This window comes from Sphingomonas sanxanigenens DSM 19645 = NX02 (assembly GCF_000512205.2).
Lineage (GTDB): Bacteria > Pseudomonadota > Alphaproteobacteria > Sphingomonadales > Sphingomonadaceae > Sphingomonas_D > Sphingomonas_D sanxanigenens.
In genome coordinates, this window is sequence record NZ_CP006644.1 from 4,089,239 (window position 1) to 4,111,064 (window position 21,826).

General features: G+C 65.3%; 25 protein-coding genes. 23 read left to right on the forward strand and 2 right to left on the reverse strand.

Translation table 11 applies throughout. The features are described 5' to 3' along the window. Positions 1-196 precede the first annotated feature (196 nt). The 13 genes from NX02_RS18535 to NX02_RS18595 are packed head-to-tail and all read left to right on the forward strand — an operon-like array spanning position 197 to position 9,096. Positions 197-553, forward strand: coding sequence for a hypothetical protein (locus NX02_RS18535; RefSeq protein ID WP_158014072.1), 357 nt, complete (start codon positions 197-199; stop codon positions 551-553). Further along, on the forward strand, positions 537-2,390 hold the full coding sequence (locus tag NX02_RS18540) for a terminase large subunit (protein ID WP_047099816.1): 1,854 nt from the start codon (positions 537-539) through the stop codon (positions 2,388-2,390). Before NX02_RS18535 ends, NX02_RS18540 begins: the two co-directional genes overlap by 17 nt. A 2-nt stretch (positions 2,391-2,392) precedes the next feature. Next, on the forward strand, positions 2,393-3,670 hold the full coding sequence (locus tag NX02_RS18545) for a phage portal protein (protein ID WP_025293695.1): 1,278 nt from the start codon (positions 2,393-2,395) through the stop codon (positions 3,668-3,670). 1 nt (position 3,671) lies between these two features. Further along, positions 3,672-4,553: a head maturation protease, ClpP-related gene (locus NX02_RS18550; RefSeq protein WP_025295509.1), complete on the forward strand. Its 882-nt coding sequence runs from the start codon at positions 3,672-3,674 to the stop codon at positions 4,551-4,553. Positions 4,554-4,564: 11 nt separating this feature from the next. Further along, a complete protein-coding gene (locus tag NX02_RS18555) occupies positions 4,565-5,818 on the forward strand; it encodes a phage major capsid protein (protein WP_025295510.1) in 1,254 nt (417 codons plus the stop codon). Between the two features lie 52 nt (positions 5,819-5,870). After that, positions 5,871-6,158 carry a hypothetical protein gene (locus tag NX02_RS18560; protein ID WP_025293697.1) on the forward strand — a complete coding sequence of 96 codons (288 nt, stop codon included), beginning with the start codon at positions 5,871-5,873 and terminating at the stop codon, positions 6,156-6,158. A gap of 56 nt (positions 6,159-6,214) precedes the next feature. Continuing rightward, positions 6,215-6,757, forward strand: a complete 543-nt coding sequence (locus NX02_RS18565) for a head-tail connector protein (RefSeq protein WP_025293698.1) — start codon at positions 6,215-6,217, stop codon at positions 6,755-6,757. Further along, entirely contained in the window at positions 6,754-7,083 is a 330-nt protein-coding gene (locus NX02_RS18570) for a phage head completion protein (protein WP_158014073.1), read from the forward strand. Before NX02_RS18565 ends, NX02_RS18570 begins: the two co-directional genes overlap by 4 nt. After that, on the forward strand, positions 7,083-7,571 hold the full coding sequence (locus tag NX02_RS18575) for an HK97 gp10 family phage protein (protein ID WP_025293700.1): 489 nt from the start codon (positions 7,083-7,085) through the stop codon (positions 7,569-7,571). Before NX02_RS18570 ends, NX02_RS18575 begins: the two co-directional genes overlap by 1 nt. A 2-nt stretch (positions 7,572-7,573) precedes the next feature. After that, positions 7,574-7,969, forward strand: a complete 396-nt coding sequence (gene gp17 / locus NX02_RS30850) for a tail completion protein gp17 (protein WP_053000675.1) — start codon at positions 7,574-7,576, stop codon at positions 7,967-7,969. 10 nt (positions 7,970-7,979) lie between these two features. After that, positions 7,980-8,417 carry a phage tail tube protein gene (locus NX02_RS18585; RefSeq protein WP_025293702.1) on the forward strand — a complete coding sequence of 146 codons (438 nt, stop codon included), beginning with the start codon at positions 7,980-7,982 and terminating at the stop codon, positions 8,415-8,417. Further along, positions 8,417-8,779: a hypothetical protein gene (locus tag NX02_RS18590; protein ID WP_025293703.1), complete on the forward strand. Its 363-nt coding sequence runs from the start codon at positions 8,417-8,419 to the stop codon at positions 8,777-8,779. Before NX02_RS18585 ends, NX02_RS18590 begins: the two co-directional genes overlap by 1 nt. Positions 8,780-8,805: 26 nt before the next feature. Continuing rightward, entirely contained in the window at positions 8,806-9,096 is a 291-nt protein-coding gene (locus NX02_RS18595; RefSeq protein WP_025293704.1) for a hypothetical protein, read from the forward strand. Here the strand turns inward: NX02_RS18595 and NX02_RS18600 are convergent. After that, positions 9,062-9,640 (reverse strand): zinc-ribbon domain-containing protein, encoded by a 579-nt coding sequence (locus NX02_RS18600; protein ID WP_025293705.1) that lies wholly within the window; start codon positions 9,638-9,640, stop codon positions 9,062-9,064. The two genes, NX02_RS18595 and NX02_RS18600, sit on opposite strands and share 35 nt — an antisense overlap. Before the next feature lie 47 nt (positions 9,641-9,687). On the opposite strand from NX02_RS18600, the gene NX02_RS18605 reads away from it, so the two are divergent. From NX02_RS18605 to NX02_RS18620, 4 genes are read left to right on the forward strand one after another with little or no spacing between them, the layout of a single operon-like run. Beyond that, positions 9,688-12,138 (forward strand): hypothetical protein, encoded by a 2,451-nt coding sequence (locus tag NX02_RS18605; protein ID WP_025293706.1) that lies wholly within the window; start codon positions 9,688-9,690, stop codon positions 12,136-12,138. After that, a complete protein-coding gene (locus NX02_RS18610; protein ID WP_025293707.1) occupies positions 12,135-12,728 on the forward strand; it encodes a hypothetical protein in 594 nt (197 codons plus the stop codon). Before NX02_RS18605 ends, NX02_RS18610 begins: the two co-directional genes overlap by 4 nt. 35 nt (positions 12,729-12,763) lie before the next feature. Continuing rightward, positions 12,764-13,279 carry a hypothetical protein gene (locus tag NX02_RS18615; RefSeq protein WP_158014074.1) on the forward strand — a complete coding sequence of 172 codons (516 nt, stop codon included), beginning with the start codon at positions 12,764-12,766 and terminating at the stop codon, positions 13,277-13,279. Beyond that, the gene (locus NX02_RS18620; protein ID WP_025293709.1) at positions 13,276-13,674 is read left to right on the forward strand and encodes a DUF6950 family protein; all 399 of its coding nucleotides are present in this window, start codon (positions 13,276-13,278) and stop codon (positions 13,672-13,674) included. Before NX02_RS18615 ends, NX02_RS18620 begins: the two co-directional genes overlap by 4 nt. A gap of 4 nt (positions 13,675-13,678) precedes the next feature. Here the strand turns inward: NX02_RS18620 and NX02_RS18625 are convergent, their stop codons facing one another. Continuing rightward, positions 13,679-14,020 carry a hypothetical protein gene (locus NX02_RS18625; protein WP_025293710.1) on the reverse strand — a complete coding sequence of 114 codons (342 nt, stop codon included), beginning with the start codon at positions 14,018-14,020 and terminating at the stop codon, positions 13,679-13,681. Positions 14,021-14,049: 29 nt separating this feature from the next. Here NX02_RS18625 and NX02_RS18630 point away from each other — a divergent pair, with 29 nt between their 5' ends. Genes NX02_RS18630 through NX02_RS18655 form a run of 6 tightly spaced genes read left to right on the forward strand, consistent with a single transcriptional unit; the run spans position 14,050 to position 21,687 of the window. Then, positions 14,050-16,230 (forward strand): phage tail protein, encoded by a 2,181-nt coding sequence (locus NX02_RS18630; protein ID WP_025293711.1) that lies wholly within the window; start codon positions 14,050-14,052, stop codon positions 16,228-16,230. Then, a complete protein-coding gene (locus NX02_RS18635; protein WP_158014075.1) occupies positions 16,227-16,784 on the forward strand; it encodes a hypothetical protein in 558 nt (185 codons plus the stop codon). Before NX02_RS18630 ends, NX02_RS18635 begins: the two co-directional genes overlap by 4 nt. A gap of 22 nt (positions 16,785-16,806) precedes the next feature. Then, complete coding sequence (locus NX02_RS18640) at positions 16,807-17,229, forward strand: hypothetical protein (RefSeq protein WP_025293713.1); 423 nt, start codon at positions 16,807-16,809, stop codon at positions 17,227-17,229. Further along, complete coding sequence (locus NX02_RS18645; RefSeq protein WP_025293714.1) at positions 17,226-20,819, forward strand: hypothetical protein; 3,594 nt, start codon at positions 17,226-17,228, stop codon at positions 20,817-20,819. The genes NX02_RS18640 and NX02_RS18645 overlap by 4 nt, the downstream gene beginning before the upstream one ends. Next, a complete protein-coding gene (locus tag NX02_RS18650; RefSeq protein ID WP_025293715.1) occupies positions 20,816-21,331 on the forward strand; it encodes a hypothetical protein in 516 nt (171 codons plus the stop codon). The genes NX02_RS18645 and NX02_RS18650 overlap by 4 nt, the downstream gene beginning before the upstream one ends. Then, positions 21,328-21,687: a hypothetical protein gene (locus NX02_RS18655; protein WP_025293716.1), complete on the forward strand. Its 360-nt coding sequence runs from the start codon at positions 21,328-21,330 to the stop codon at positions 21,685-21,687. The genes NX02_RS18650 and NX02_RS18655 overlap by 4 nt, the downstream gene beginning before the upstream one ends. Positions 21,688-21,826 lie beyond the last annotated feature (139 nt).

A 21,826-nucleotide genomic window follows, 5' to 3' on the forward strand; every position in this document is an offset into this window, starting at 1 on the left:
GAATTGCTATTCAACGCAATGAAATTACGTGCGTTTGGATTGAAATATTCTTGCGCGTAACAAAATTGCGGCGGGGGGACATGAAAAGTCCGGAGCCCTTCGCTTCTAGGGCGGGCCTGAAAAACACATTTTTGCAAATTGATGTCCCGGAAGGTCCAATATGGCGACACGCGGAGCGAAGCCGAAGCCGGTCGCGTTGCGGATCGTCGACGGTACGAACAATGTCACCCGGCACGGCACTGAGGCGGACGCGCGCAAGGCGGTCGACGCGGCGGTGACCAGCTTCGGGAAGCTGACCCGCCCAAGCAAGATGAAGGGCGAAGCGCTGGCGGCGTGGAAGCGCTACATTGAGCCGGCGGCTTGGCTGGATGGATCACGCGAGCCGGCCGCCATCGCGTTCTGCGAGCTATGGGCCGAGTTCCGGCTCAACACGACCGGCTTTCCGGCGTCGAAGCACGGTCAGATGCGCGCTTACATGAGCGAGCTCGGCCTGACCGACGAGCGGAACCGCGGCGACACCGGCACCGAGGAACCGGATGAGTTTTTCGGCTGACCGCGCCACCGCCTATGCGGAGCGCGTGCTGGCGGGTCTGGTGGTCGCGGGGCCGCATGTTCGCAATGCATGCCGCCGGCATATCGATGATCTGGATCGCGGCTCCGATCGCGGCTTGTCGCTCGACCTCGAAAGCGCCGATCGCGCTATCCGCTTCTTCGAAACGAAGCTGAGGCTGAGCGAAGGTCAGTTCGAAGACGCGCCGCTGATCCTGCATGAGAGTCAGGCGTTCAAGGTCGGCTCGATATTCGGTTGGAAGCGCGACGGCGGCGTCCGCCGCTTCCGCCGCGCCTACATCGAAGAGGGCAAGGGCAACGGCAAGAGCCCAATCGCGGGCGGCGTCGGTCTGTACGGCATGATGGCCGACGGTGAGGCAGGCGCCGAGATCTACGCGGCCGGCGCGACGAAGGACCAGGCGGGCATCCTGTTTCGCGACGCCGTGAACATGGTCGACAAGTCGCCCGACCTGAAGAAACGGATCAAGCAGAGCGGCGGCGCCGGCCGGGTCTACAACCTCGCCTATCTGGCGAAGAGCAGCTTTTTCCGTCCGATCAGCCGGGAGGCAAAGCGCACCGGCTCGGGTCCCCGTCCGCACTTCGCGCTGTGCGACGAGGTGCACGAACATCCTGACCGCGGCGTGATGGAGATGCTTGAACGCGGCTTCAAGTTCCGCCGCCAGCCGCTGCTGTTCATGATCACGAACAGCGGCAGCGACCGCAACTCGGTTTGCTGGGAAGAGCACGAACACGCGGTCAAGGTCGCGGCCGGCAACTACGACGCGAAGGACGGGGACGCGCCCTACATCGGCGAGCCGATCGACGACACCACCTTTAGCTACGTCTGCGCGCTCGACCCGGGCGACGACCCGCTGGAGGATCCCGCCTGCTGGCCGAAGGCCAACCCGCTGCTGGGGGTGACGATCACAGAGGATTACCTCGCCGGCGTCGTCGCCCAGGCGAAGGCGATGCCGGGCAAGCTCAACGGCATCATGCGGCTGCACTTCTGCCAGTGGACGGACGCCGAGACCGCATGGATCACACGCGAAACGCTCGAGCCCTGCATCGCGGATTTCGACCCGGCCGAGCACCACGGCAAACCAATTTCGGTCGCGCTCGACCTTTCGCAGAGCCGCGACATCACCGTGAAGGCGTGCGCCGTCGAGACTGGTAGCGTTGCTCGCGAGGTGGAGATCGATGGCGAAAAGCGGACCATTGCCAAGCCGACGTTTGATGTTTGGGTGGAAGCGTGGACGCCGGGCGACACGATCGCGGCCCGCGCGCTGCGAGACAAGCAACCCTACGAGGAATGGGCCCGAGCCGGCTTCATCCACGCGCCCAAAGGGCAAAGCATCCGGTTCGACCATGTAGCCCAGGCGCTCGCGGAAGATGCGCACGACTTCGACATCCGCATGGTGGCTTATGACCGGTACGCGTTCCGCCGGCTCGAGGACGAATGTCACAAGCTTGGGCTGTCGCTTCCCTTCGTTGAGCACCCGCAAGGCGGCACCAAAAAGGGCAAGCCATCCGAGGCGATGCGGGAGACCGCAAAAGCGGAGGGGCGCGATCCCGAGGGGCTGTGGTTTCCTGGCTCCCTGCGGATCATGGAAGAGGCAATCCTCGAAGGGCGCGTCCGCTTTCGGCGCAACCCGGTCTTCATTTCCGCGATGATGTCCGCCGTCACCGACGAGGACAAATGGGAAAACCGGTGGCTCTCCAAAGAGCGCGCCACGAACAAGATCGACGCGGCTGTTGCGGCGTGCATGGCGATAGGAGCGGCTATGACGACGCAGATTTCTCAACGGTCGGTGTATGAAACCCGCGGCGTGCTGGCGTTCTGACAGTGGGCGTTATCGATCGAATCGCGACATGGCTTGGCGGCGAAGTCGCACCGCCGGCTGCAGCAACGCCGCCAGTCGTCGCGCCGGGCGTGCAGGCCTATTCCACCTTCGACCTGAACGATCCCAATCTGCCCGACTTCCTGCGAGACGGCATTGCCAACGCTGCTGGTCGGCCGGTGACCGAGCGCGGCGCTCTGCGGAACGCAACGTTCTTTCGGGCAATCAATCTGATCTCGTCGGCGGTCGGCATGCTGCCGCTCCACCTGTTCGAGCGCGAGGCGGATGGCGATCACCGCAAGGCCCGCGAGCATCCTGTGTTCGGGCTGCTGCATGCGAAGCCGAACGGCTACCAAACACCGCTCGAGTTCAAGAGCTACATGCAGGCGAAGGCGCTGCTGCATGGGGACGGGTTTGCTTACAAGGTCCGGTCGCGCGGGCGCACCATGGCGCTGATCCCGATGGATCCGCGCAAGGTCGAGGTCACGCTTTCGGCGGAGTGGCGCAAAACGTTCAAATGGACGCGCACCGACGGCCATCGAGTGACGCTCGACCAAGACGAAGTCTTCCACCTGCGCGCGCCGCTGTCGTCCAATGGGCTCACCGGTGACGCTCTGCTGAAGGTTGCCGCCGAGGCCTTGGGTCTCGCTGACGCCGCCGACAATGCCGCGGCTCGCCTGATGCGTCATGGCGCCTACGTCGGGGGCGTGCTGAAGCATCCGAAGCAATTGAGCCCGGAAGCCATCGCAAACCTCGCGACGCAATTCGAGCAGCGTCACAGCGGCCCGGAGAACGCGGGGAAATGGATCGTCGCTGAGGAAGGCATGGAGCCGGCGCCGTTCGGAATGAGCGGCAAGGACGCGCAGGGGCTGGAGCAGCGCAAGTATCAGGCGGAGGAAGTCTCACGCTTTACCGGTGTCCCGCGCCCATTGCTCATGTTCGATGAAACGAGCTGGGGCAGCGGCATCGAGCAGCTTGGCCTGTTCCTCGTCACCTACTGCCTGATGCCTTGGTTCGTCGCGTGGGAAGAGGCCATTGCGCGTGATCTGCTGACCGATGCGGAGCGAGAGGTCTACTTCGCCAAGTTCAACGAGGGCGCGCTGCTGCGCGGGTCGCTGAAGGAGCAGTCCGAGTTCCTGTCCAAGGCGCTCGGTGGGCCGGGCGCGGCGGGCTTCATGGTCCCCAACGAGGCGCGCGAGAAGATGAACATGAACAAGATCCCAGGCGGCGATGAGCCCGCCTGGGGGCAGACGGCGGCCACCCCGCCGGCCGAGGGAGAGTAGCATGGCCAACCGATTCCCCGTCTTTGCGAAGGAACGTCCTGGCGCCATGCCGCTGCCGGGCGACCGCACCGTGTCCGCGCTGACCAAGCCGAACGTGCTGGAGCGCTGGTCCGAGGACGGCGCCGGCGTTCGGTCGCTGGCGATCGACGACAACGTCATCACCATGTTCGACATCATCGGCGAGGATTTCTGGTCGGGCGGCGGCATCACGGCGAAGAAGATCGGCGCGCAGCTCCGGGCGATCGGCGCCAAGCCGATAGAGGTGCATCTGAACTCGCCGGGCGGCGACATGTTCGAGGGCATCGCCATCTACAATGTCCTGCGCGAGCATCCGCAGCCGATCACCGTGAAGATCATGGGCATGGCCGCGAGCGCCGCCTCCATCATCGCGATGGCCGGCGACACGATCGAGATCGGCGCCGCCAGCTTCATGATGATCCATAATTGCTGGGTCATGGCGGTCGGCAATCGGCACGACATGGCGGAGACGGCCGAATGGCTGGCGCCGTTCGACCAAGCGATGGTCGATGTCTACACCGCTCGCACCGGCGCCGAGGGCAAACAGGTCGCGCGCTGGATGGATGCCGAGACCTACATGTCGGGGACCGTTGCGATCGAGCGCGGCTTCGCTGATGCGCTGCTGCCGTCCGACCAGATCAAGGTCGACGAGAACGCCAAGGCGGCCGACCGCGAGATCAACGAAATTCGCGCGATGGAGCTGACGCTCGTCGCCGGGGGCATGCCGCGCAGCGATGCGCGCGCCCGCATCAAGAACCTCAAGGGCACGCCAGGCGCTGCCACTGAGCCTGACGGCACGCCGGGCGCTGCCGATACCGACCTGATGGGCGCGCTCGCCCGTCTGGCAGCATCCACCCGCTCATAGGGAGCACCAGAATGAAGCATTATTCGACCGCCGCGCTTCTTGCGGCCGGTGCCGTCGTCGCTGTGCCGCGTGCCGTGGCAGCCGCACCCCGCGCCGACGCCTCCAATCCCGCCGCGCTGATCGCCCAGATCCAGGCGGGCTGGGAAGAGTTCAAGGGCACCATCGAGGCGAACCTCGGCAAGAAGGCCGATGACGTCGTCGTCAACGACAAGCTCGACAAGATCAACGGTTCGCTGGTCGAGCTGGAGAAGGCGCTGGACGAGCAGGCCACCCTCATCGCCGCGAACCGCCTCGGCGGCGCGCCCGGCGACATGGAGCCGACCAACCCGGAATATGTGGCCGCCTTCAAGGCGCACATGCGCCGCGGCGATGTCTCGGCGGCCATGTCGGTCGGCACCGCGGCGGACGGCGGTTATCTCGCGCCGGTCGAGTGGGATCGCACCGTCACCAACAAGCTCAAGCTGCTGTCGCCGATCCGCGCCAATGCGCAGGTCATCTCGATCAGCGGCAATGGCTTCTCGCGCGTCTACAACGACGGCGTGATCGGCTCCGGCTGGGTCGGTGAAACGGCGGCGCGTCCGGCGACCGCCACCCCGGGCCTGACCTCGCTGACGTTCAACACGGGCGAGCTTTACGCCAATCCGGCGATCACCCAGACCGCGCTCGACGACGTGGCGATCGACCTCGAGCAGTGGCTCTCGGACGAGGTCGACGGCGAGTTCTCCATTCAGGAGAACATCGCGTTCCTGTCGGGCAACGGCGTCAACAAGCCCGACGGCATCCTGACCTACGTCACCGGTGCGGCGAATGCGGCGAAGCACCCCTTCGGCGCGATCCAGCTCACCACTGCGGCTGCTGCGGCGGCGATCACGACCGACGAGATCATCGACCTCGTCTATTCGCTCCCGAGCGAGCGCAACGGCATGGCGAAGTTCTATCTGAACCGCTCGTCCCTTGGCCGCCTGCGCAAGCTGAAGGACGGCCAGGGCAACTACATCTGGCAGCCGACCTATGTCGCGGGCGAGCCCTCGACTCTGGCCGGTTATCCGGTGATCGAGGTGCCGGGCATGCCGAACGTCGCCACCGGCCTGGTGCCGATCCTCTTCGGCGACATGGCCGCGACCTACCTGGTCATCGATCGTATCGGCATCCGCGTGCTGCGCGATCCCTTCACCAACAAGCCGTTCGTCCACTTCTACACCACGAAGCGGGTCGGCGGGGGCGTGCAGAACCCGGAATACATGCGCGCCCTGAAGATGGCCTGATCGGCCACGGCGCCGCGCCGTGCGGCGCCGTCCCTTCCACAGGAGAAGATCCATGACCGTGAAGAAGACCGTCGACACGAGCGGCGTGAAGCTGTCTGACGTGCCGGGCAAGCCCGACACCGCCGGCCTGGAGCCGGACAAGCTGAAGCCGGCCACCGACGTTGCCGCTTCGGGCGCGCTGATCGAGCCGACCATCGTCGAGCGCATCGACACCAAGCATCCGGCCGTTGACGACGAGCCGCGCAAGGGTGCGTCGAAGGTCAGCAATCAGATCGATTTCAACGATCCGACGCTGACACCGGAAGAGGCCGTCGAACAGAACCTCAAGGCGTCCGACTAAGTCGAATCCTCCCGCAGGCGGCCGGGCAAGCCGCCACAAGTTTCACGGAGGTGGCAATGCCCGAGCCTATCACCTTGGCCGAAGCTAAGGCGCATTGCCGCGTGCTCGACGATAGCGAGGACAGCCTGTTCCCGGGCTGGATCGCTGCCGCTCGGGAGGTTGTCGAGAATTTCACAGGACACATCCTTGCGCCGCGCGAGGTGACGCAAACCTTCGATGACTTCGGACGGGTGGAGTTGCGGGCGTGGCCGATCGCTGCGGATGCGGTGTTCGTGGTCAGCTACACCGATCCCGCCGGGGTGGATCACGTCGTAGGCGATGCCCGCTTGATCTCGGGGGTGCGCCCCGCGAGGCTTCGACCGGCTTTTGGCGCCGCATGGCCCATGCCCCTCTATTCGCCTGGCGCTGTCAGTGTCACTGTCACTGCCGGATATGCGACGCCCGCCGATGTGCCGCAGTCGCTCAAGCAGGCGATGCTCCTGCTCATCGGCCACTATTTCGCCAATCGCGACGCGGTGATCACCGGCACGATCTCCGGCGAACTGCCGCTCGGTGTTGAAGCCCTTTGCCGGCCTTATCGAATGGTGTGGATCGCGTGAACAACGGCCGGCGAAACCGCCTGATCCGGGTCGAACGGGCGACGATCACCACCAACAATTACAATGAAGAGGTTCAGACCTGGGGCCCGCTGGTTTCCGCCTGGGCGCGGGTCATCTTCGCGAAGGGCACAGAGCGGCGGGAAGCCGCTCAGGAGCAGGCGCAAGCGGCGGCAACCTTCATCGTGCTCGCCAACTCCGACACGGCGGGCATCTCGGTTGAGGATCGCATCGTGTTCGACGGCAGCAACTGGAATGTCACCAGCAATATCCCGAGCGAAGAGTTCAACGCCGAACGCGAGATCGAAGCTGTGAGGGACGTTGGCTGATGGCAGGCACGACCATTCCCGTTCAGGGGCTCAAGGAGCTCGACGACGCGCTGGCGTCGATGTCGAAGGCGACGGCGCGCAATACCCTGCGCCGCGCCGGCCTTCGCGCGCTGGAGCCGTTCCTCGCGAAGGTGAAGGAACTGGCGCCGGTGTCCGACCCCGAGGAAAGCCCCGGCCGCGCCCCGGGCACTCTGCGGGATAGCTACATCATCGGCACCAAGCTGACCAAGCGGCAGGCGCGCTTGGTGCGCAAGGAAGGTCAGAGCTTCGTCGAAGTGTATGCGGGCACGACCGATCCGGCCGGCATTCCGCAGGAGTTCGGCACCGAGGATCACGCAGCGCAGCCGCACGTCCGCCCGGCGTGGGATACCACGTCGTCGCGCGTTCTTGTGCTGGCGCAGGAGTTCATTGGGGAAGAGATCGAGAAGACCCGCCAGCGCGCCGCAGCCCGCGCGGCCCGGCGGGCTGCCCGTTCCGGGACCGTCTAGGCATGGACATGCAAGCGGCGCTTGCGCAGCGCCAGGTCGACGCCGCGCCGGTCGCGGCGCTCGTCGGGCGCCGGATCCATTGGGTGACATCGCCACAGGGCACGCCGCTGCCGCGCATCACGATGCAGGTCATCACCGAGCAGCGCGAGCAGCACTACAAGGGCTTCTTCGGGATGCAGTTCGCGCGCGTGCAGATCGACGTGCGCGCGAAGTCGTACAGCGAGGCGAAGGCGCTGGCCGACACGGTGATTGATGCTGTGGTGCCGGCGGGCACCTTCCACGGTGTGAAGTTCCGCCGCGGCATCGTCGATCGGATCACAGACTTCGAAGAGAAGGCCGGCAACGAGCAAGTCATGCGCCGCTCGTTGGACGTGCTGCTTTGGCATTCGCAGGCGTAGGAGGAAAGTTATGGCAGGCGAGACGACCGGCTGGGGCAGCGAGTTTCATCTCGCCAACGCCTCCGGCACATTGATCGAACTGGACGGCGTCTTCGACATGGGCATCCCGGAGGAAACCGTGTCGGAGGTCGAGAAGACGCACTACAAATCGCCGCAGAAGCGGCGCGAGTATATCGGCGGCCTGATCGACACCGGCACCTTCTCGATCCAGATGAACTATGTGCCTGGCTCCGCGACCGACGCGGCTTGCCGCGAAGCGCGCGGCAAGGTGCGCGAGTTCATGACGCGGCTGCCAGATGAAGATGGGGAGCCCGCGTGGGAGATCTCGGGCACCGTTCTGGTGCTGGGCTATCAGCGCGCGATCCCGCTCGACGACCGGCTGACCGCCACTCTCAACGTCCGCGTCACGGGCGCGGTCGATGAAGACGCCGCGGTGGTGACGCCGTAATGGCCAATCCGCTCAAGGGGGAGGCCACCCTCAAAATCGGCGAGGGCGATGACGCCGAAGAGTTGACGATCGTCATCGACATCAACGCGCTGATCGAGGCCGAGGACGCGTCGGGCCTCGATCTCGATCAGTTGCTTGATGGGCTCCAGCGCGGCCGATCCCTCAAGGTTCAGCGCGCTCTGCTGTGGGCCGGCCTTCAGGCAAAGCATCCCTGCTCGATCGGCTGGGCGGGCAACATCATCTCGCTCGCCACGCCCGGCTCCGTGCATGAGGCTTTGACCCGAGCGGTTATCGGCGCCTTTCCGCCGGCGCCGACTGAGCCGAAAGCCAAGAAGGCAAACCCTCGCAAGGCGGCGGCGTAGACTGGCGGAAATGGTTCGGCATCTGGGTGAGGTGGGGTTTCGAACCCGATGCATTCTGGAAGCAGACGCCAGCCAGCTTCGCCGCCGCCGTGCAGGGGCGAGTGGAAGCGGCGGAAGAGGCGATTGAGGAATCCTACTTCAATGCCTGGGCGACCGAGCGGTTTGCCCGCGAGAAGAAGCTAAAGGCCTTCCAGCACTACGCGGCCGACCTGAAGCCGAAGCGACCGAAAACTCCCAAGGAACTGCTGACCATGTTCAAGGGGTTCGGGGACAAGGTGCGGATCAAGCGGGCGGCGTCAGCGCCTTCGAAAAGCTGACGCTCGCGCCCAGTTCGCTCTTGTCGATCAGGGGACCGGTGAACTTCGAATAGTCGTCGCCGATCGCAGGCCGCACCGCTTCGGGCTGCACATCGGTTATGCCCGCGCTGACGCTCAGTTCGTAAGGCGCCTTGGGCCCGGCAAAGAGGCGTAGCGGTTCGAACGCGAACCGGCCGTTACGCACTAGCCCGTGTGATTGGGCCATGTTCGGCGCGCCCTTTGATCGGAGCGTCACCATCAACTCAACGCCATCGGGCAGATTGGTTGTGCCGGTGACGATGACCTGGTCGCCGCGGTAGCGTTCCGCCGTTTCCAAGGCGAGAACCTGCGGACCCTCGACGCTCTGGCTCGCGGCCGGCGCTGGCGCCGCCGTCGGCTGGTCGCCGCCCTTGCCGCACTGGCTGACGGTAGCAGCGACAAGCGCAATCACGATCAGCGTTCCGCAGCCGGTCAGCGGCCAGCGGAAGCCGAAGCGGCGACCGCAATTCGGGCAGACCTTCGCTTCGTCTGGGATCTGCTGCGCGCAGCTCGGGCACTTCTTCATGGCCGGCGAATCTAAGAGGCGCCGAGCAAGATCGCAATGAGGTGCGCATGGCAACCAGTGGCGGTTTGATCGGGGCGCTGCGCGTCACGCTGGGGCTCGACAGCGCCAATTTCGAGGCGGGGACGAAGCGCGCGCGGCAGGAAGCCGCCGCCGCATCGAAGGACATTCAGGCGAAGCTGGCGGGCATCTCTGCCGGTCTGAAGGGATTGGCGACTGGCGCGGTGGCCGCCGCGTTCATCGGGGCTTCGCAGCGCGCTCTTGATTACGCGTCATCGCTCGGCGAGGTTGCAGCGCAGCTCGGCGTCTCGACCAAGGAACTGCAAGAGTTTCGCTATGCCGCCACGCAAACCGGCGTCGAGCAGGATCAGATGGACAAGGGGCTGCAGAAGCTCACGAAGACCATCGGTGAAGCGCACGCCGGCACGAAGGCTGCGGCGCAGGTATTCCGCGACCTCAACGTCAGTATCTATGACGGACAAGGCAACGTCGTCTCGGCTGGCGTTGTTATCGTTCGTTTGGCTGACGCCCTATCTGCGATCAAGGATCCAGCCACCCGCGCAAAGCGCGAGGTCGAGCTTTTCAGCAAGGTGGGCCAGGAACTCGAGCCGCTCCTGAAGGAGGGCAGCGGCGCCATCGAAGAGATGGCGCAGCGTGCGCAGAAGCTGGGCCTAGTTCTCAGCGATGATCTCATCGGCAACGCCGACGAGGCGGCCGACAAGCTGTCGGAGATGAAGCAGGTCCTCGAACTGCGGTTCGCCGCGATCGTGGCCGAGAATACCGATGGCATCATGAAGCTAGCCGACGCAATCGGGTGGGCGACGGAGAAGGCGCTCGTGTTCTTCTCGACGATGAAGGGCGTCGAGCGGATCAAGCGGGATGAGGGCTTCTGGCGGGGGTTTACGTCCGGGCCTGCCGAGCAGGCGGAAGCGGCGGACCCCGTGCGCTACGTGTCAATGCGAACGCGGGCAGCGACACAGGCGACCGAGCGGCGGCGAGCGGCCGAACTGCGCGATCCGAGCAAGAAGGGTTGGGCCTATCGCCAAGCGCGCCGTGATGAGCTGGAGGCCGGCCGCTTGCTTGAGGCTGCGCGGAAAGACCCGGACTTTCAGGCCCGTCTCGCCGCATCGCAGGCGGGGCCGACCGCCCCGTCGGTGGGGGAGCTTCCCGAGGTCAAGGACGACAAAAAGAAGAAGGGCAGTTCGGGCCCGACCGATGCCGATCGCGCCCGCAACCGCGCTGAAGAACTGGATGCGCTCAACGATGAATATCTGGGGCTTCAGATCCAGTTGGCGAACAACGCCGATGAGCGGGCCCGGCTGGAGCATATCCGCTTGGCGAACGGTCGCGAGGCCTACAACGCCGAGATCGACGAGAAGGTAAAGAAGAAGGAACTGTCCCCGCTCGCCGCAGAGGAATTGAAGCTGCGGAACGAGCAGGTCGACGATCTTCGGGCGGGCGTCACCAATCGCGAATACGATGAGGCGATGGACCGGCAGTCACTGGCCGCGAAGCAGGCCAGCCTCCAGAACGAAAACGACATCCTGCGGTCACAGGCATCTCTCGCGGACACGGCCAAAGAGCGCCGGGCGATCGAACTGAAGCTGCTCGAAAATCAATATGAGATGGAGCGCGTCCAGCTTGAGGCCATCAAGAACTCCGTGTCGGCTAGCGACGCCGAGAAGGCGCTCGCGCAGCAGCGGCTGGATATGCTGGGGCAGCTCAAGGCGAACGATGTCGAGCGCGTGACCCGCGACACCGCCGGCCCCGGCGAATCCTATCTGGATGAGCTGACCAAGTCCGCCGCGGAGGCGAACGAGGAACTGGAAGAGATTGGCGTCGGCGGTCTGAAGACCCTCAACGACGGGCTGGCGGATGCGATCATCGGCGCCGGCTCGGTGACGAAGGCCTTCAAGAACATGTCGAACCAGATCATCGGCGAGCTTGCCCGCATTGCGGTCCAACAGGCGATCATCAAGCCGCTGGCTCAAGCGCTGTTCGGTTCGGGCGAATCGTCTGGCGGAGGCGGGGGCATCTTCGGCTCGTTGCTGAGCGCGGGCAGTTCGCTCGCCGGCCTGTTCGGTGGAGCCCCGACGGCCAACCAAACCGGTATCGTGTTCCAAGGGTACAAGCCCGGCTATGGCCCTGGCACCTTCGGCGGCGGGCCGAACCCCGATGGCTCGATCAGCCTGACCTCCCTGCCGCGTTTTGCGAAGGGCGGCGCGGGCGTGATCAGCGGGCTTTCGGGCATCGATCGTAACATCCTGTCGCTGAACGGATCGCCGATCGCGCGCGTGGGCAAGGGTGAACTGCTGTCGGTGGCGCCAGCGAACGACGGCGGCGGCCGGATCGCCCAAGTCGTGCCATCGCCCTATTTCGACGTGATCGTCGATCGCCGTGCGACCAGTGTTGCTGCGCCCATTGGCCTGCGAGCGGCGACCGCAGGTTCGCAGGGCGCGCAGATCGCGGCGGCGCGCAAGCAGTCGAGGGTTCTTCCGTGATCGATCTCCCGACGGACATCGGCGGCGTTCAGGCGACACCGCGCCTGCTGGATTTCGGCGGCTTTCTAGAGCCTTCGCTCGGCGGCGAGGTCCAGCGCCTCAACCGTCTTGGGAGCCGGTTCGCGCTGTCGGTGACGCTGCCGCCGCTCGAAAGCGACCGCGAGGGGCGCATCTGGGTCTCGCGCCTTCTGCGGGGCAAGACGGAGGGCGCGCGCTGGGAATACCCGCTGCTCGATTTCGACCCGGGCAACCCCGGTTCGTTCGTCGTCAACGGCGCCGGCCAAGCCGGCAAGCAGTTGGCGGTTCGTGGCGGCACGTCGCGCTATGCCTTCAAGGAAGGGCAGCCGCTTTCGATCTTCATCGGCGGGCGCCACTACCTCCATTTCGTCGACAGCCAGGTCATCGCCACCGCGAGCGGCACCGCCACGATCATGATTACGCCAATGCTGCGCGTCCCGCCGGCGGATGGCGATGCGCTGCATGTCGCCCGGCCGATGATCGAAGGTCTCCTTATGGGGGACGAGACCCAGTGGCAGATCTCGGCCGACCGGCTCCTTGCCATTGCATTCGAAATTCATGAGCGCCGCTGATGTTCGCCAGTCCCTTTCTTACGATCACCGGACTGATGGAGATCGCGCTCCCCGGCGGACGCTTCATCCGGCTGTGCGACGGCGGGTTCGTTTACTGGGGGCCGACGCTCTACGAATCCCTCGATCCCGATTTCGGCGCCATCGAGGCGGCGGAAACGTTCGAGGAAAAGGTCGGCGATGAGGCGCCGGGCGGGAAGGTAACCTTTCTTCCGACCTCTACCGCTGCCGCGGTCGATCTATCTCGACCGGAGTATCAGGGCGCCCGCATGCGCTTTTGGCTGGCCGAGGTCGATCCGAACAGCGGGCAGATTGTTGGGACGCCAGAACAGACGGCAGACCTTGCGATCGACACCACCACGCTGAAGCTGTCGAAGGGCGAACGAAAGCTCGATGTCGAGTTCGTCTCGTCGGCCGAGCGCCTGTTCCTGATCTACAAGGGCAACGCGTTGAACGACCGGTTTCATCAAGCGTGCTATCCGGGCGAGCTGGGCATGGCGAACGCAACGGGCGTTCCGCGATCGACGGCGTGGGGCGTGGAGTCGCCCGAATGAAGGGCGACTTGCTGCGGCGGCAGGAGGCCACCCAGGCAACGCTCGATCGCTTCAAATCGAAGGCAATGGTCTGGGGGCGCACCGACTGCATTGCGATCGGCCGCTGGCACTTGGTGCAACTGGGCTACGTGCCGCCGCCGTTGCCGCGCTACCGTTCGCTTCTTGGTGCGCGCCGAGCCGCGGCGAAAGTGGGCGGCATCGAGGCGCTGCTCGATAGCCTCCTTGAGCGCATCCCGCCCGCATCGATGTTGCTTGGCGATCTGGCGCTGATGGAAGGTGACGGCATGGACGCGCTGACGATCTGTGTCGGCGCCAAGGTTTGGGGCTGGCATCAAGACAGCGATCGGCCGGCCGCGATGACCCCGCTCGCTCTCAAAGGCGCTTGGCGGGTCTAGCCGATCAGACGCAGAGCTGGAGGTCGTCGCTGACCTTCTTGAAGCGGGCGCCCTTCGCCGCATAGGCGGTGAGGGCGCGTTCAGATCCGCGATCCTCGATGTCTGCCGCATACATCGTCAGGACGTTGAAATCCTGCATCGTGAGGGTGACCGAAGTCCCGTTCGGCCGCGGCGTGCTGGCCACCGCTCCATTCTGCTTTGACCACTGGTCAGCAACGCAGGCGGCAATCTCGTTCACGGCCTTGGTCGACGACAGCGAGGCAATCGGCGCCCGAGCGCGCAGATCGCTGGCAGTGACGGCGCAGCCAGAAAGCATGACGGCGAGCAGGCAGATGGACCGATGCATGTTTGCTCCGAGAAAGGTCGGTTGATCGTATGTCGAAGACGCTGCGGACGGTAGCCCTGATCGCTGGCGCTGTCGCCTTGGTGGCGACGGGCGTCGGTGCGGCCGGTGGTGGTGCGGCGTTCGCCAGCACCTTCGGCGCCACAACCGCCACGGTTGCCTCGGTCGCGTCCGCCGTGGCAACGGCCGCCTCTCTCGGCGCAACGCTGCTGGCGAAAAAGCCCGGCGTACTCGGCAGCGTGAACAACATCACGATCAGCGCCAATGGTCCGATCCCCTACAGCATGGGCCGCAGCTATGTTGCCGGTTCGCAGATGTATGATGTCGGCTACGGCCAAAAATCGAACGGTGTGAAGAACCCCTATCGCGCGCTGGTGCTGATCTGGTCTGCAACGACTGCGCACGCGCTTGAAGACTTCCTCGTCGATTGGCAGCCGGTCGCCTTCGCCGGTACCGCGGCGATCGGCTATTACAGCGATTTCCTGTTCCTCTCGAAACAGATCGGCCTCCGACCGGAGCCGGCGGCGCTTGCGGGCCGATACACGCCGATCCCGGATTGGGGCCCGCAGCACAAGCTGTCGGGCTATGCCGCCGGCCTCATCAACATGCGCTTCGACAAGAAGGGCAAGCGGTGGGCGTCAGGCGTCCCGCCGATGGGCATGGTCGGCCGCTGGTCGAAAAGCTACGACCCGCGCAAGGACGGCACCTTTCCCGGAGGTAGCGGCGCGCATCGCTGGGCAGACGAAGAGACGTTCGAATATGACCCGAGCGTCGGTCTCAACGCGCTGGCCTATGCACGCGGGCGCTTCGCGCTGAACGGTGTTCAGGTCGTGGGCTGCGGCTTTCCTCAAGATAGCATCGATTGGCCGAGCTGGCTGGCGTGGATCAATGTCTGCCAGGCGAACGGCTGGGAGGCGTCGGGCACTGTCTACGACGGGCCCGGCCTGTCGCGTTGGGAAAACCTCAAGCGCATCTGCCAGGCGGGCGCGGCTTTGCCCTGCTTCTCGGGCGGGAAACTCGCGGTGCGCTTTCAGGCGCCCAAGGTCGCGCTTGATACCATCACGGCCGACGACTTGGCGGACGGCGAACTGGTCGCCCCAGCGATGCCGACCTACCGCGGCCGGATCAACTCAATCGTTCCCCTCTATCGCAGCGAACAAAACAAGTGGGAGTTCGTCCAATCGACCGCCGTCACCGATGCCGGATATGTCGCGCTCGATGGCGAACCAAAGGAGGAAGAGCTCAAGCTGGAGCTGGTCGCCGACAAGGATCAGGCGGCCCAGATCGGCGCCTACGAACTGGTCAACCGCCGCGAGATCAGCGGCATCACGCTGCCCTGCAAGCCGCGCCTATGGGAGTATCGGCTCGGCGAATGCCTTCATCTCGACATTCCCGAGCTCGGGCTCGACCTGCTCGGGACCATCGTCGCGGTTTCGAAGGACATCGGTTCAGCGATCACCACGCTGACCTTCGACACGGAGACCAACGCCAAACACGCCTTCGCGCTGGGTCAGACCGGCACCGCGCCGCCGCCGCCGACGCTGACGCCGCATGGCGACAGCGACGACGTGATCTGGAACAACGACGGCAACGAAGTCGACAATCCCGTCCCGGCCGAATGGACGGTCACGACCAAACTCGCATTCGACAGCACCGGCACGCTCCGGGCCTCGATCGCGTTCGACGGCGAGCCGGGTGATCAGAACGTCGCGGCAGTGACATTCGACTATCGGGCAGTCGGAGCGACCGCCTGGACGACATCGGCAACGGTGGCCGCACAATCACCAACGCGGCATGAGATCCTCGGGCTCGATCCCGATGCCGCCTATGAGATCGGCATCCGCTATCGCGGTAGCGGGGCGGGCGCAGACGAAAGCTCGCGGCTAGTGCTTGGCCCCTACACCTTCAACAGCGCTTCGCTTGCACCGGCGCCAGCGACGCTGCTGACCGCCACCGGCGGCACCGGTTCCGCCGCGATCGGCTGGCGCAACCCGGTCTCGTCGAACTTCGGCCACTGCCGGCTATATCGCGGCACGACGACGGTCTTTGCTGACGCCACCGAGATCGCTGGCCCATTGGTGGGCGGGCTCGGCCAAGTCATGGCGGTGACCGACACGGTCGCAGCCGGCTCCTATCGATATTGGGTTCGAGCGTTCAGCGATGCCGGCGTACCGGCCGCGGCAACCGGTCCCGCCAGCGCAACGGTGGCATGATGAGCGTGCGTCTGAACGTCGTCGGCGGTGCCCTGATCAACGGCGCCCGGATCGAGCCGTATATGGCTCAGAAGGGCGACAGCGTTAAGGGCGACATTGGGCCATCCGGTTGGACGCCAGTGCTCGCGGGCGAGGCGGATGGCACGCGCACGCTGATCAAGGTGGTAGATTGGCTCGGCGGCCAAGGCGTGAAGCCACAGGTCGGGATGTATATCGGACCCGCCAACAGCGGCGGCTATGTCCAAGCCAAAGCGGACGCGTTCAACTTCAACGCCGCGAAGCGCGTCTTTGTCCTTGCGGCGGCCACGAACGCGCAGGGAGCGGCAAACTTCCTCTTCAACGCCGCGGCGGGCATCAATCCGTCCTTCACGCTACCCCCGATCGTCAAGGCGCTGCCGGCGACGACATCGGTTCTGTCCGGCCCGACGCGGACGGCGATCACGGCGGTCACCGCGACAGGCTGCACGGCCAACGTTCAGCAGCAGGCGATCCTCACGGGCGTCCTGTCTGCACTGGCTGGCGCCACGGCCAACATCCTCGTCATCGAAGCCTGAACCTTCACCATCGGAGAATGACATGGCGGCAATCGTCGAGCCGCTCGGAGCGGCGCGCAATCGTCCGTTCGGGGCGACCCTGTTGACTGACTATCTGGGCGACCCTCTGCCGATCACCGGCGCGACCGCGATCATGGAGGTTCGTCTTTATCCCGGCGCCGCCGGCGCGGCGCTCGCGTCTGACGCCGATGTCACGATGGTCGATGTCGGACAGATCGGCACGATGGTGGATCCCGCTGACGGCGTGTCGAAACCGCTGCGCCGGCTCAGGTTGGAGCCATCCATCCCGATGGAAGCTATCCGCGATCTGCCTGGACAGAATGCGCCAGAGGCGGGCGATCCGCAGTCCTTTTCCTACGAAGTTCTCATCGAATACGCCGACGGCCTCCGCGATCCGCTGTGGCTCGGCGAGTTCATTGTCGAAGCGGGGGTCGTTGCACCATGAACCAGATCAAGCGTGGCATCGTCGGCGGTTTGCGTGGGCCTGGTCTCACCGATGCGGACCAGATCAATCTTGATGCGAAGGTTGAGGAAGCGGCCGGCTATGCCGAGCAGGCGGGGGAGCAACTCGGGCTTGTCAACACGGCTCGCGCAAATGCGCTGACCCAGATCGGCACCTCGCGCGACATGGCGGTCACGGACCTGAACGCCATCGTTGCCGGCGCCAGCACCGAACTGGACACGAAGGTCAATTCCGCCAGCTCGTCGGTGGCCCTCGCCGCTGCGCAAGCCGAGGCGGCGCGTCAGGCGGCGGCCGAGATCAAGCCGGCCGGCGGCTCGATCCGCTTCCCTTATGACAACAATAGCCAGTTTCCGCTCCAGGAGTCGCGGCCGAACCTGTCGAACACGGGCGTTCGCGGGCTGCTGACGCAGAGCTTCGGCAGCCGGACCACGCCGATCCTGCGCTATGGCGTCGACTGCTGCCATTATCGGGCGCTGGAGAAGGACGATCGCGTCTACCCTGCAGTCGAGATGTTGCTCGAAGGCGCGACCACGCTCACGCAGGGTACGGGTCAGGGCTGGTCGCTCGTCTATTTCACTGCGGGCTATGGTAGCAGCGATGCGACCCGCCGGCAGGCGCGGCGCTTCCGCTTCTACGCCAACGCGGGCGCAGGCGGCGGCGGCTCCATCACGGTCTGGAGCCGGCTGGTTCCGATGTCGTGGCGGCGTATCGGTGTCGCAGTGCACCGCGCAAGTGGCGTTTTCCGCATCGATGTCCACAGCCTCGATACAGACGAGATCCTGACCGGCACCGGCACTGACAATGCGGCATTCGCTGCCGAGTTGAGCGCCACCAACAATGCGCTGCTGATCAGCGCGATGGGGCCGAGCGGCAGTGTCCCGAGCAAGTTCGCGATCGGCGGCACTATCTTCAACGACGTGACCAGCGCCACGCTGTCTCAGCCGTTGACGCAGTCGTTCTCTATGATGGCGCACGGCCTGTCCTTCTATGCCGAGGAAGCCGTGACGAATGCCGATCTGCTGGCGATCCACCGCGGCGCGCATCCGACGACCGTGATCACGCCGTCGACCATCAAATGGCTGCGGCGCTTCACCAGCGACCCGACATCCTTCGTCCGCGATCCGCTCTGCGTCGGCGACACCTCGGCGCCGTGCGAAGGTGTTGGTCGGTGGGCTGCCGGCTCCGACCTGTTCCGCAAGGGAACGGGCACGGCGACGGTCGCGCCGGCCCCCCGCAACCGGTACGTCTATGGGCTGCGGCCCGGTCAGCAGGCGTTCCGCATCAAGCTGTCGGGGCGTTGCTGGCCGACCGAAGACAGCACCGTCAGCGTTCGCTTCCGCGACGCCTCGGGTGTCGTGGTGCGCGACTGGACGGCGGTTGCGACGGTGCAGGTGGCGGGTAGCTGGACCGGCTATTCGTCCAAGGTGAACGGCACCGGCGGCACGACCGGCACCTATGCCCTGATCATCACCGGCAACGGCACCGGCGCCGCGGGGCGATTCGTCGTCAATAGCGGCGGGGTGACGGCGATCTATGTCGACAATCCCGGCAGCGGCTACACGTCGATCAATCTCGACTTCTCCAATGCGCCCGGCCTGACCGGCGCAAGCGCGGTTGCCACGTTGGCGCCGGCGGACACGTCGAACTGGTCGGGTGCGCTGGACTGCCCGAAGCACAGTGACTGGCTGTTCCGCGAGGTCCGCCTGGTCGGCAAGTCGGGGGCGACCAGCGTTACCTATAGTGACTGCTCGCAGTTCGCGGTCGGCTATAAGTGGGCGCTGATCGGTCAGTCGCAGGTATCTAACGGCCTCAGCGCGGCGACGCTGGAAGTCCAGTATAAGGGCGTGCCGGCGAACTTCGTTCGCAATGGTGCGAATGCCTGGACGGCAAACATCCCGCCGTTTCCCGAGGTCGAGCCGCTCGGCCTTCGGATCGGCGCCGATCAATACAAGTCGCTGGCGCTTGAACTGAACCGCTGGGTTGACGCGCCTTTCGAGGTGGTCGTCGCGGCGCAGGGCGGCACCGGGCCCGCCGACCTGATGGAGAACCAATACATCCTGCAGAACGCCTCTGGGATGTGGGACCAGATGGTCGACCTGATCGAACTCGGCGGCAAGGAGGATTACTCCGGCGTCCTGATGGGCTGGCATACCGACCTGACCGACGAGGGCGGGCGGTTCGGCCAGACTATGCTGGAAGGCTTCTGGCTGGGGCGCGGGCCTTATGCCTACGGGCCGGCCGATCACTTCTTCGGCCGCGCGACTTTCGCCGGCACGACGATGACAGTGGCCTCCGCGCGTCGCGGCACGCTCACGGTCGGCACGACCATCCGCATCATGTACGATGTCGTCGGCTCAAAGCAGACCGCGATCGACACGAAGATCACCGCGCTCGGCACAGGCGCGGGCGGGGTCGGTACCTACACGCTGTCTGCTGCGGTGCCGGGCGGCGATCCCGCGACCGAGGTGGGCATCATCGGTCTGCACGAGCAGGCTGGCACCGATGCGATCGTGATGGGCTACATTACCGCCGGCAACACTGACTATCTGCATATCACCTCGATCGTGTCGGGAACGCCCGGTCTGGGCGATCGTCCGCTCGTTACTGGCGGATCAACGCAGACCGACGGCACGACCTTCCTGAAACAGGTGAATACGTCCGGCATTCCGGCCGGCGTCATCGCCTCCTATATCGTCTCGGACGCGAGCGTCGCGATCGGCTCGTCTGCAACCCCTGTGCAGTTCAGGCTCGTGAAGGGCACGGCGCGGCCCATCCTCTCGATCATGGATGCATTCGGGAAGGGGACGCCGATCTTCTACATGCCGCCCACGCGCCACAACATCCCGACTGTGGTCAGCACCGCGTTCGACTATGATGCCACCTCGACCATGCCCTACATCGAGGGCGTGCGGCAGGGCGGCGTCGGAGCCGCTCGCGACAGCGGCACGCTCTGGGCAAAGAGCCGCGGCTATCCGGTCGGCGTCCACTCGCTCGATTACACGCAGCCAGACGCCTACCACCCTGACAATACCGCCACGGGCAAGGTCCGCGTGGGTCGGCATTTCGCTCTCAGCCTCGCGAAGGGGCAGGGTCTGGCGCAGATCGGCCAGCCGGCAGTCATCGGCACGTCGGGCCGCTTCACCGATGGCACGCGGACCAGGTTCCGCTTTCAGATCGATTGCCCCAATTTCGGCCGGCTGCGGTCGGGCGACGGCCTCGGCAATGTCACGCCGTGCGTCGAGCTCTCGCGTGACAATGGCGCCACTTGGTCGCGCAGCAAACACACCGCGGCGGTGAACCCGACGACTGGCGGCACGCTGCCGGGCGACATGGTCGAGGTGACGATCTCGGATGCGCTCTATCGGGTCGCCGGCCTGCGCTTCCGCGTCCTCGCAGGCGGACCCTTTGCATGGGGCGTCGACAACTCGCCGAACACCGTTAGCACACCCGAGGCGGAAGCGAACGACGCTGCGATCAACAAGATGCTCTATGAAGAGATCGACGTGATCACGGACCTTCCCGGCCTGTGCGTTGCTCCTTCGCAAAGCGTCTACACGGTGGCCGACGCGTGACGACTCCCGCGCTGATCGCGCCAGCGGTGTCGTCCTATCCACCCAGCTTCGCCGGGGATCCGGTGACGTTCGGCTGGGCGCTGTTCAGCCTGATCACGATCACAAGCCTCAGCACCGCGATCATCCTCGAGGTGATTCGCCGGTGGTGGGGCAGCGGCGTGACGATCAACGAGCCGCTTGGGATTGTAATGGCCGGGCTGGTCAGCCTGCTCGCGACCATCTGGCTGGGCGCGATCGGCGATGTGGCGTTCTTGCTTGCGTGGGGCGAGGTCGCCCCCGACACCATGGCGCGGATCCTCGACTTTGATAGGATGTGCGACGCATCGACCTCGCCCGCGTTCGGCGTGTTCTGTTTCCTGCTGATTCGCGGCCAGTATCTGGTTCACTTCCAGCTCACGTCCCCGACTGCGCTGCAGGGCGACCTTTGGCCAACATGGCCGATGGTCCGCCGGCAGATGCTTTCGATCGCCGTGCTGCTGTTCATCGCGGTGGGGGTGACGCTGAGCAAATGAACAAGGCCGATCCCGTGATTGTGGCCGCGCCGGCGATCGGCCCCGCAGTCGTCACCCTCTTTGGCGAACAGATCCCGTTGATGGCGCTGTCGCTATCTCTCGCCGGCCTGGTGCTCGCCCGCATGGTCGCGCCGCAGCCGCGCGTAGCGACCACCCGCGCACGCGGCGTCGCGCTGACCGTGCTGCTGTGCGTGATCGACTTCGCGGCGGTGATCACGCTTCAACCTGGTGCCGGCATGGCGGTGGCGGCCGGCGTGGGGCTTGGCTTCTCCGGCATGCTCGCGGTGCAGTTCTTCGGCGATCGGATCCGCGACATCCTGCAGGCGGCGTTCGGCCGCGCGAGTTCTAAGGAATAGACCTAAAAAGTTGGCGGCTGAGGCAAGGCCCCAGCCGCCAAGTGAAAGTGGCGCAAGCCACTTCGGGTCGCCCTGTCGGAATAAACGACAATCAGGCGCCCGAATATGATCTCGATCACACTGCCGACACAGTCGAGCA

What these genes read in the sequence shown, in the direction of transcription:
- NX02_RS18540 (WP_047099816.1), top strand. Translation starts at nt 537, where the DNA reads ATGAGTTTTTCGGCTGACCGCGCCACCGCCTATGCGGAGCGCGTGCTG.
- NX02_RS18550 (WP_025295509.1), top strand. Translation starts at nt 3,672, where the DNA reads ATGGCCAACCGATTCCCCGTCTTTGCGAAGGAACGTCCTGGCGCCATG.
- NX02_RS18555 (WP_025295510.1), top strand. Translation starts at nt 4,565, where the DNA reads ATGAAGCATTATTCGACCGCCGCGCTTCTTGCGGCCGGTGCCGTCGTC.
- NX02_RS18560 (WP_025293697.1), top strand. Translation starts at nt 5,871, where the DNA reads ATGACCGTGAAGAAGACCGTCGACACGAGCGGCGTGAAGCTGTCTGAC.
- NX02_RS18565 (WP_025293698.1), top strand. Translation starts at nt 6,215, where the DNA reads ATGCCCGAGCCTATCACCTTGGCCGAAGCTAAGGCGCATTGCCGCGTG.
- NX02_RS18575 (WP_025293700.1), top strand. Translation starts at nt 7,083, where the DNA reads ATGGCAGGCACGACCATTCCCGTTCAGGGGCTCAAGGAGCTCGACGAC.
- gp17 (WP_053000675.1), top strand. Translation starts at nt 7,574, where the DNA reads ATGGACATGCAAGCGGCGCTTGCGCAGCGCCAGGTCGACGCCGCGCCG.
- NX02_RS18585 (WP_025293702.1), top strand. Translation starts at nt 7,980, where the DNA reads ATGGCAGGCGAGACGACCGGCTGGGGCAGCGAGTTTCATCTCGCCAAC.
- NX02_RS18590 (WP_025293703.1), top strand. Translation starts at nt 8,417, where the DNA reads ATGGCCAATCCGCTCAAGGGGGAGGCCACCCTCAAAATCGGCGAGGGC.
- NX02_RS18600 (WP_025293705.1), bottom strand. Translation starts at nt 9,640, where the DNA reads ATGAAGAAGTGCCCGAGCTGCGCGCAGCAGATCCCAGACGAAGCGAAG.
- NX02_RS18605 (WP_025293706.1), top strand. Translation starts at nt 9,688, where the DNA reads ATGGCAACCAGTGGCGGTTTGATCGGGGCGCTGCGCGTCACGCTGGGG.
- NX02_RS18615 (WP_158014074.1), top strand. Translation starts at nt 12,764, where the DNA reads ATGGAGATCGCGCTCCCCGGCGGACGCTTCATCCGGCTGTGCGACGGC.
- NX02_RS18620 (WP_025293709.1), top strand. Translation starts at nt 13,276, where the DNA reads ATGAAGGGCGACTTGCTGCGGCGGCAGGAGGCCACCCAGGCAACGCTC.
- NX02_RS18625 (WP_025293710.1), bottom strand. Translation starts at nt 14,020, where the DNA reads ATGCATCGGTCCATCTGCCTGCTCGCCGTCATGCTTTCTGGCTGCGCC.
- NX02_RS18630 (WP_025293711.1), top strand. Translation starts at nt 14,050, where the DNA reads ATGTCGAAGACGCTGCGGACGGTAGCCCTGATCGCTGGCGCTGTCGCC.
- NX02_RS18635 (WP_158014075.1), top strand. Translation starts at nt 16,227, where the DNA reads ATGATGAGCGTGCGTCTGAACGTCGTCGGCGGTGCCCTGATCAACGGC.
- NX02_RS18640 (WP_025293713.1), top strand. Translation starts at nt 16,807, where the DNA reads ATGGCGGCAATCGTCGAGCCGCTCGGAGCGGCGCGCAATCGTCCGTTC.
- NX02_RS18645 (WP_025293714.1), top strand. Translation starts at nt 17,226, where the DNA reads ATGAACCAGATCAAGCGTGGCATCGTCGGCGGTTTGCGTGGGCCTGGT.
- NX02_RS18655 (WP_025293716.1), top strand. Translation starts at nt 21,328, where the DNA reads ATGAACAAGGCCGATCCCGTGATTGTGGCCGCGCCGGCGATCGGCCCC.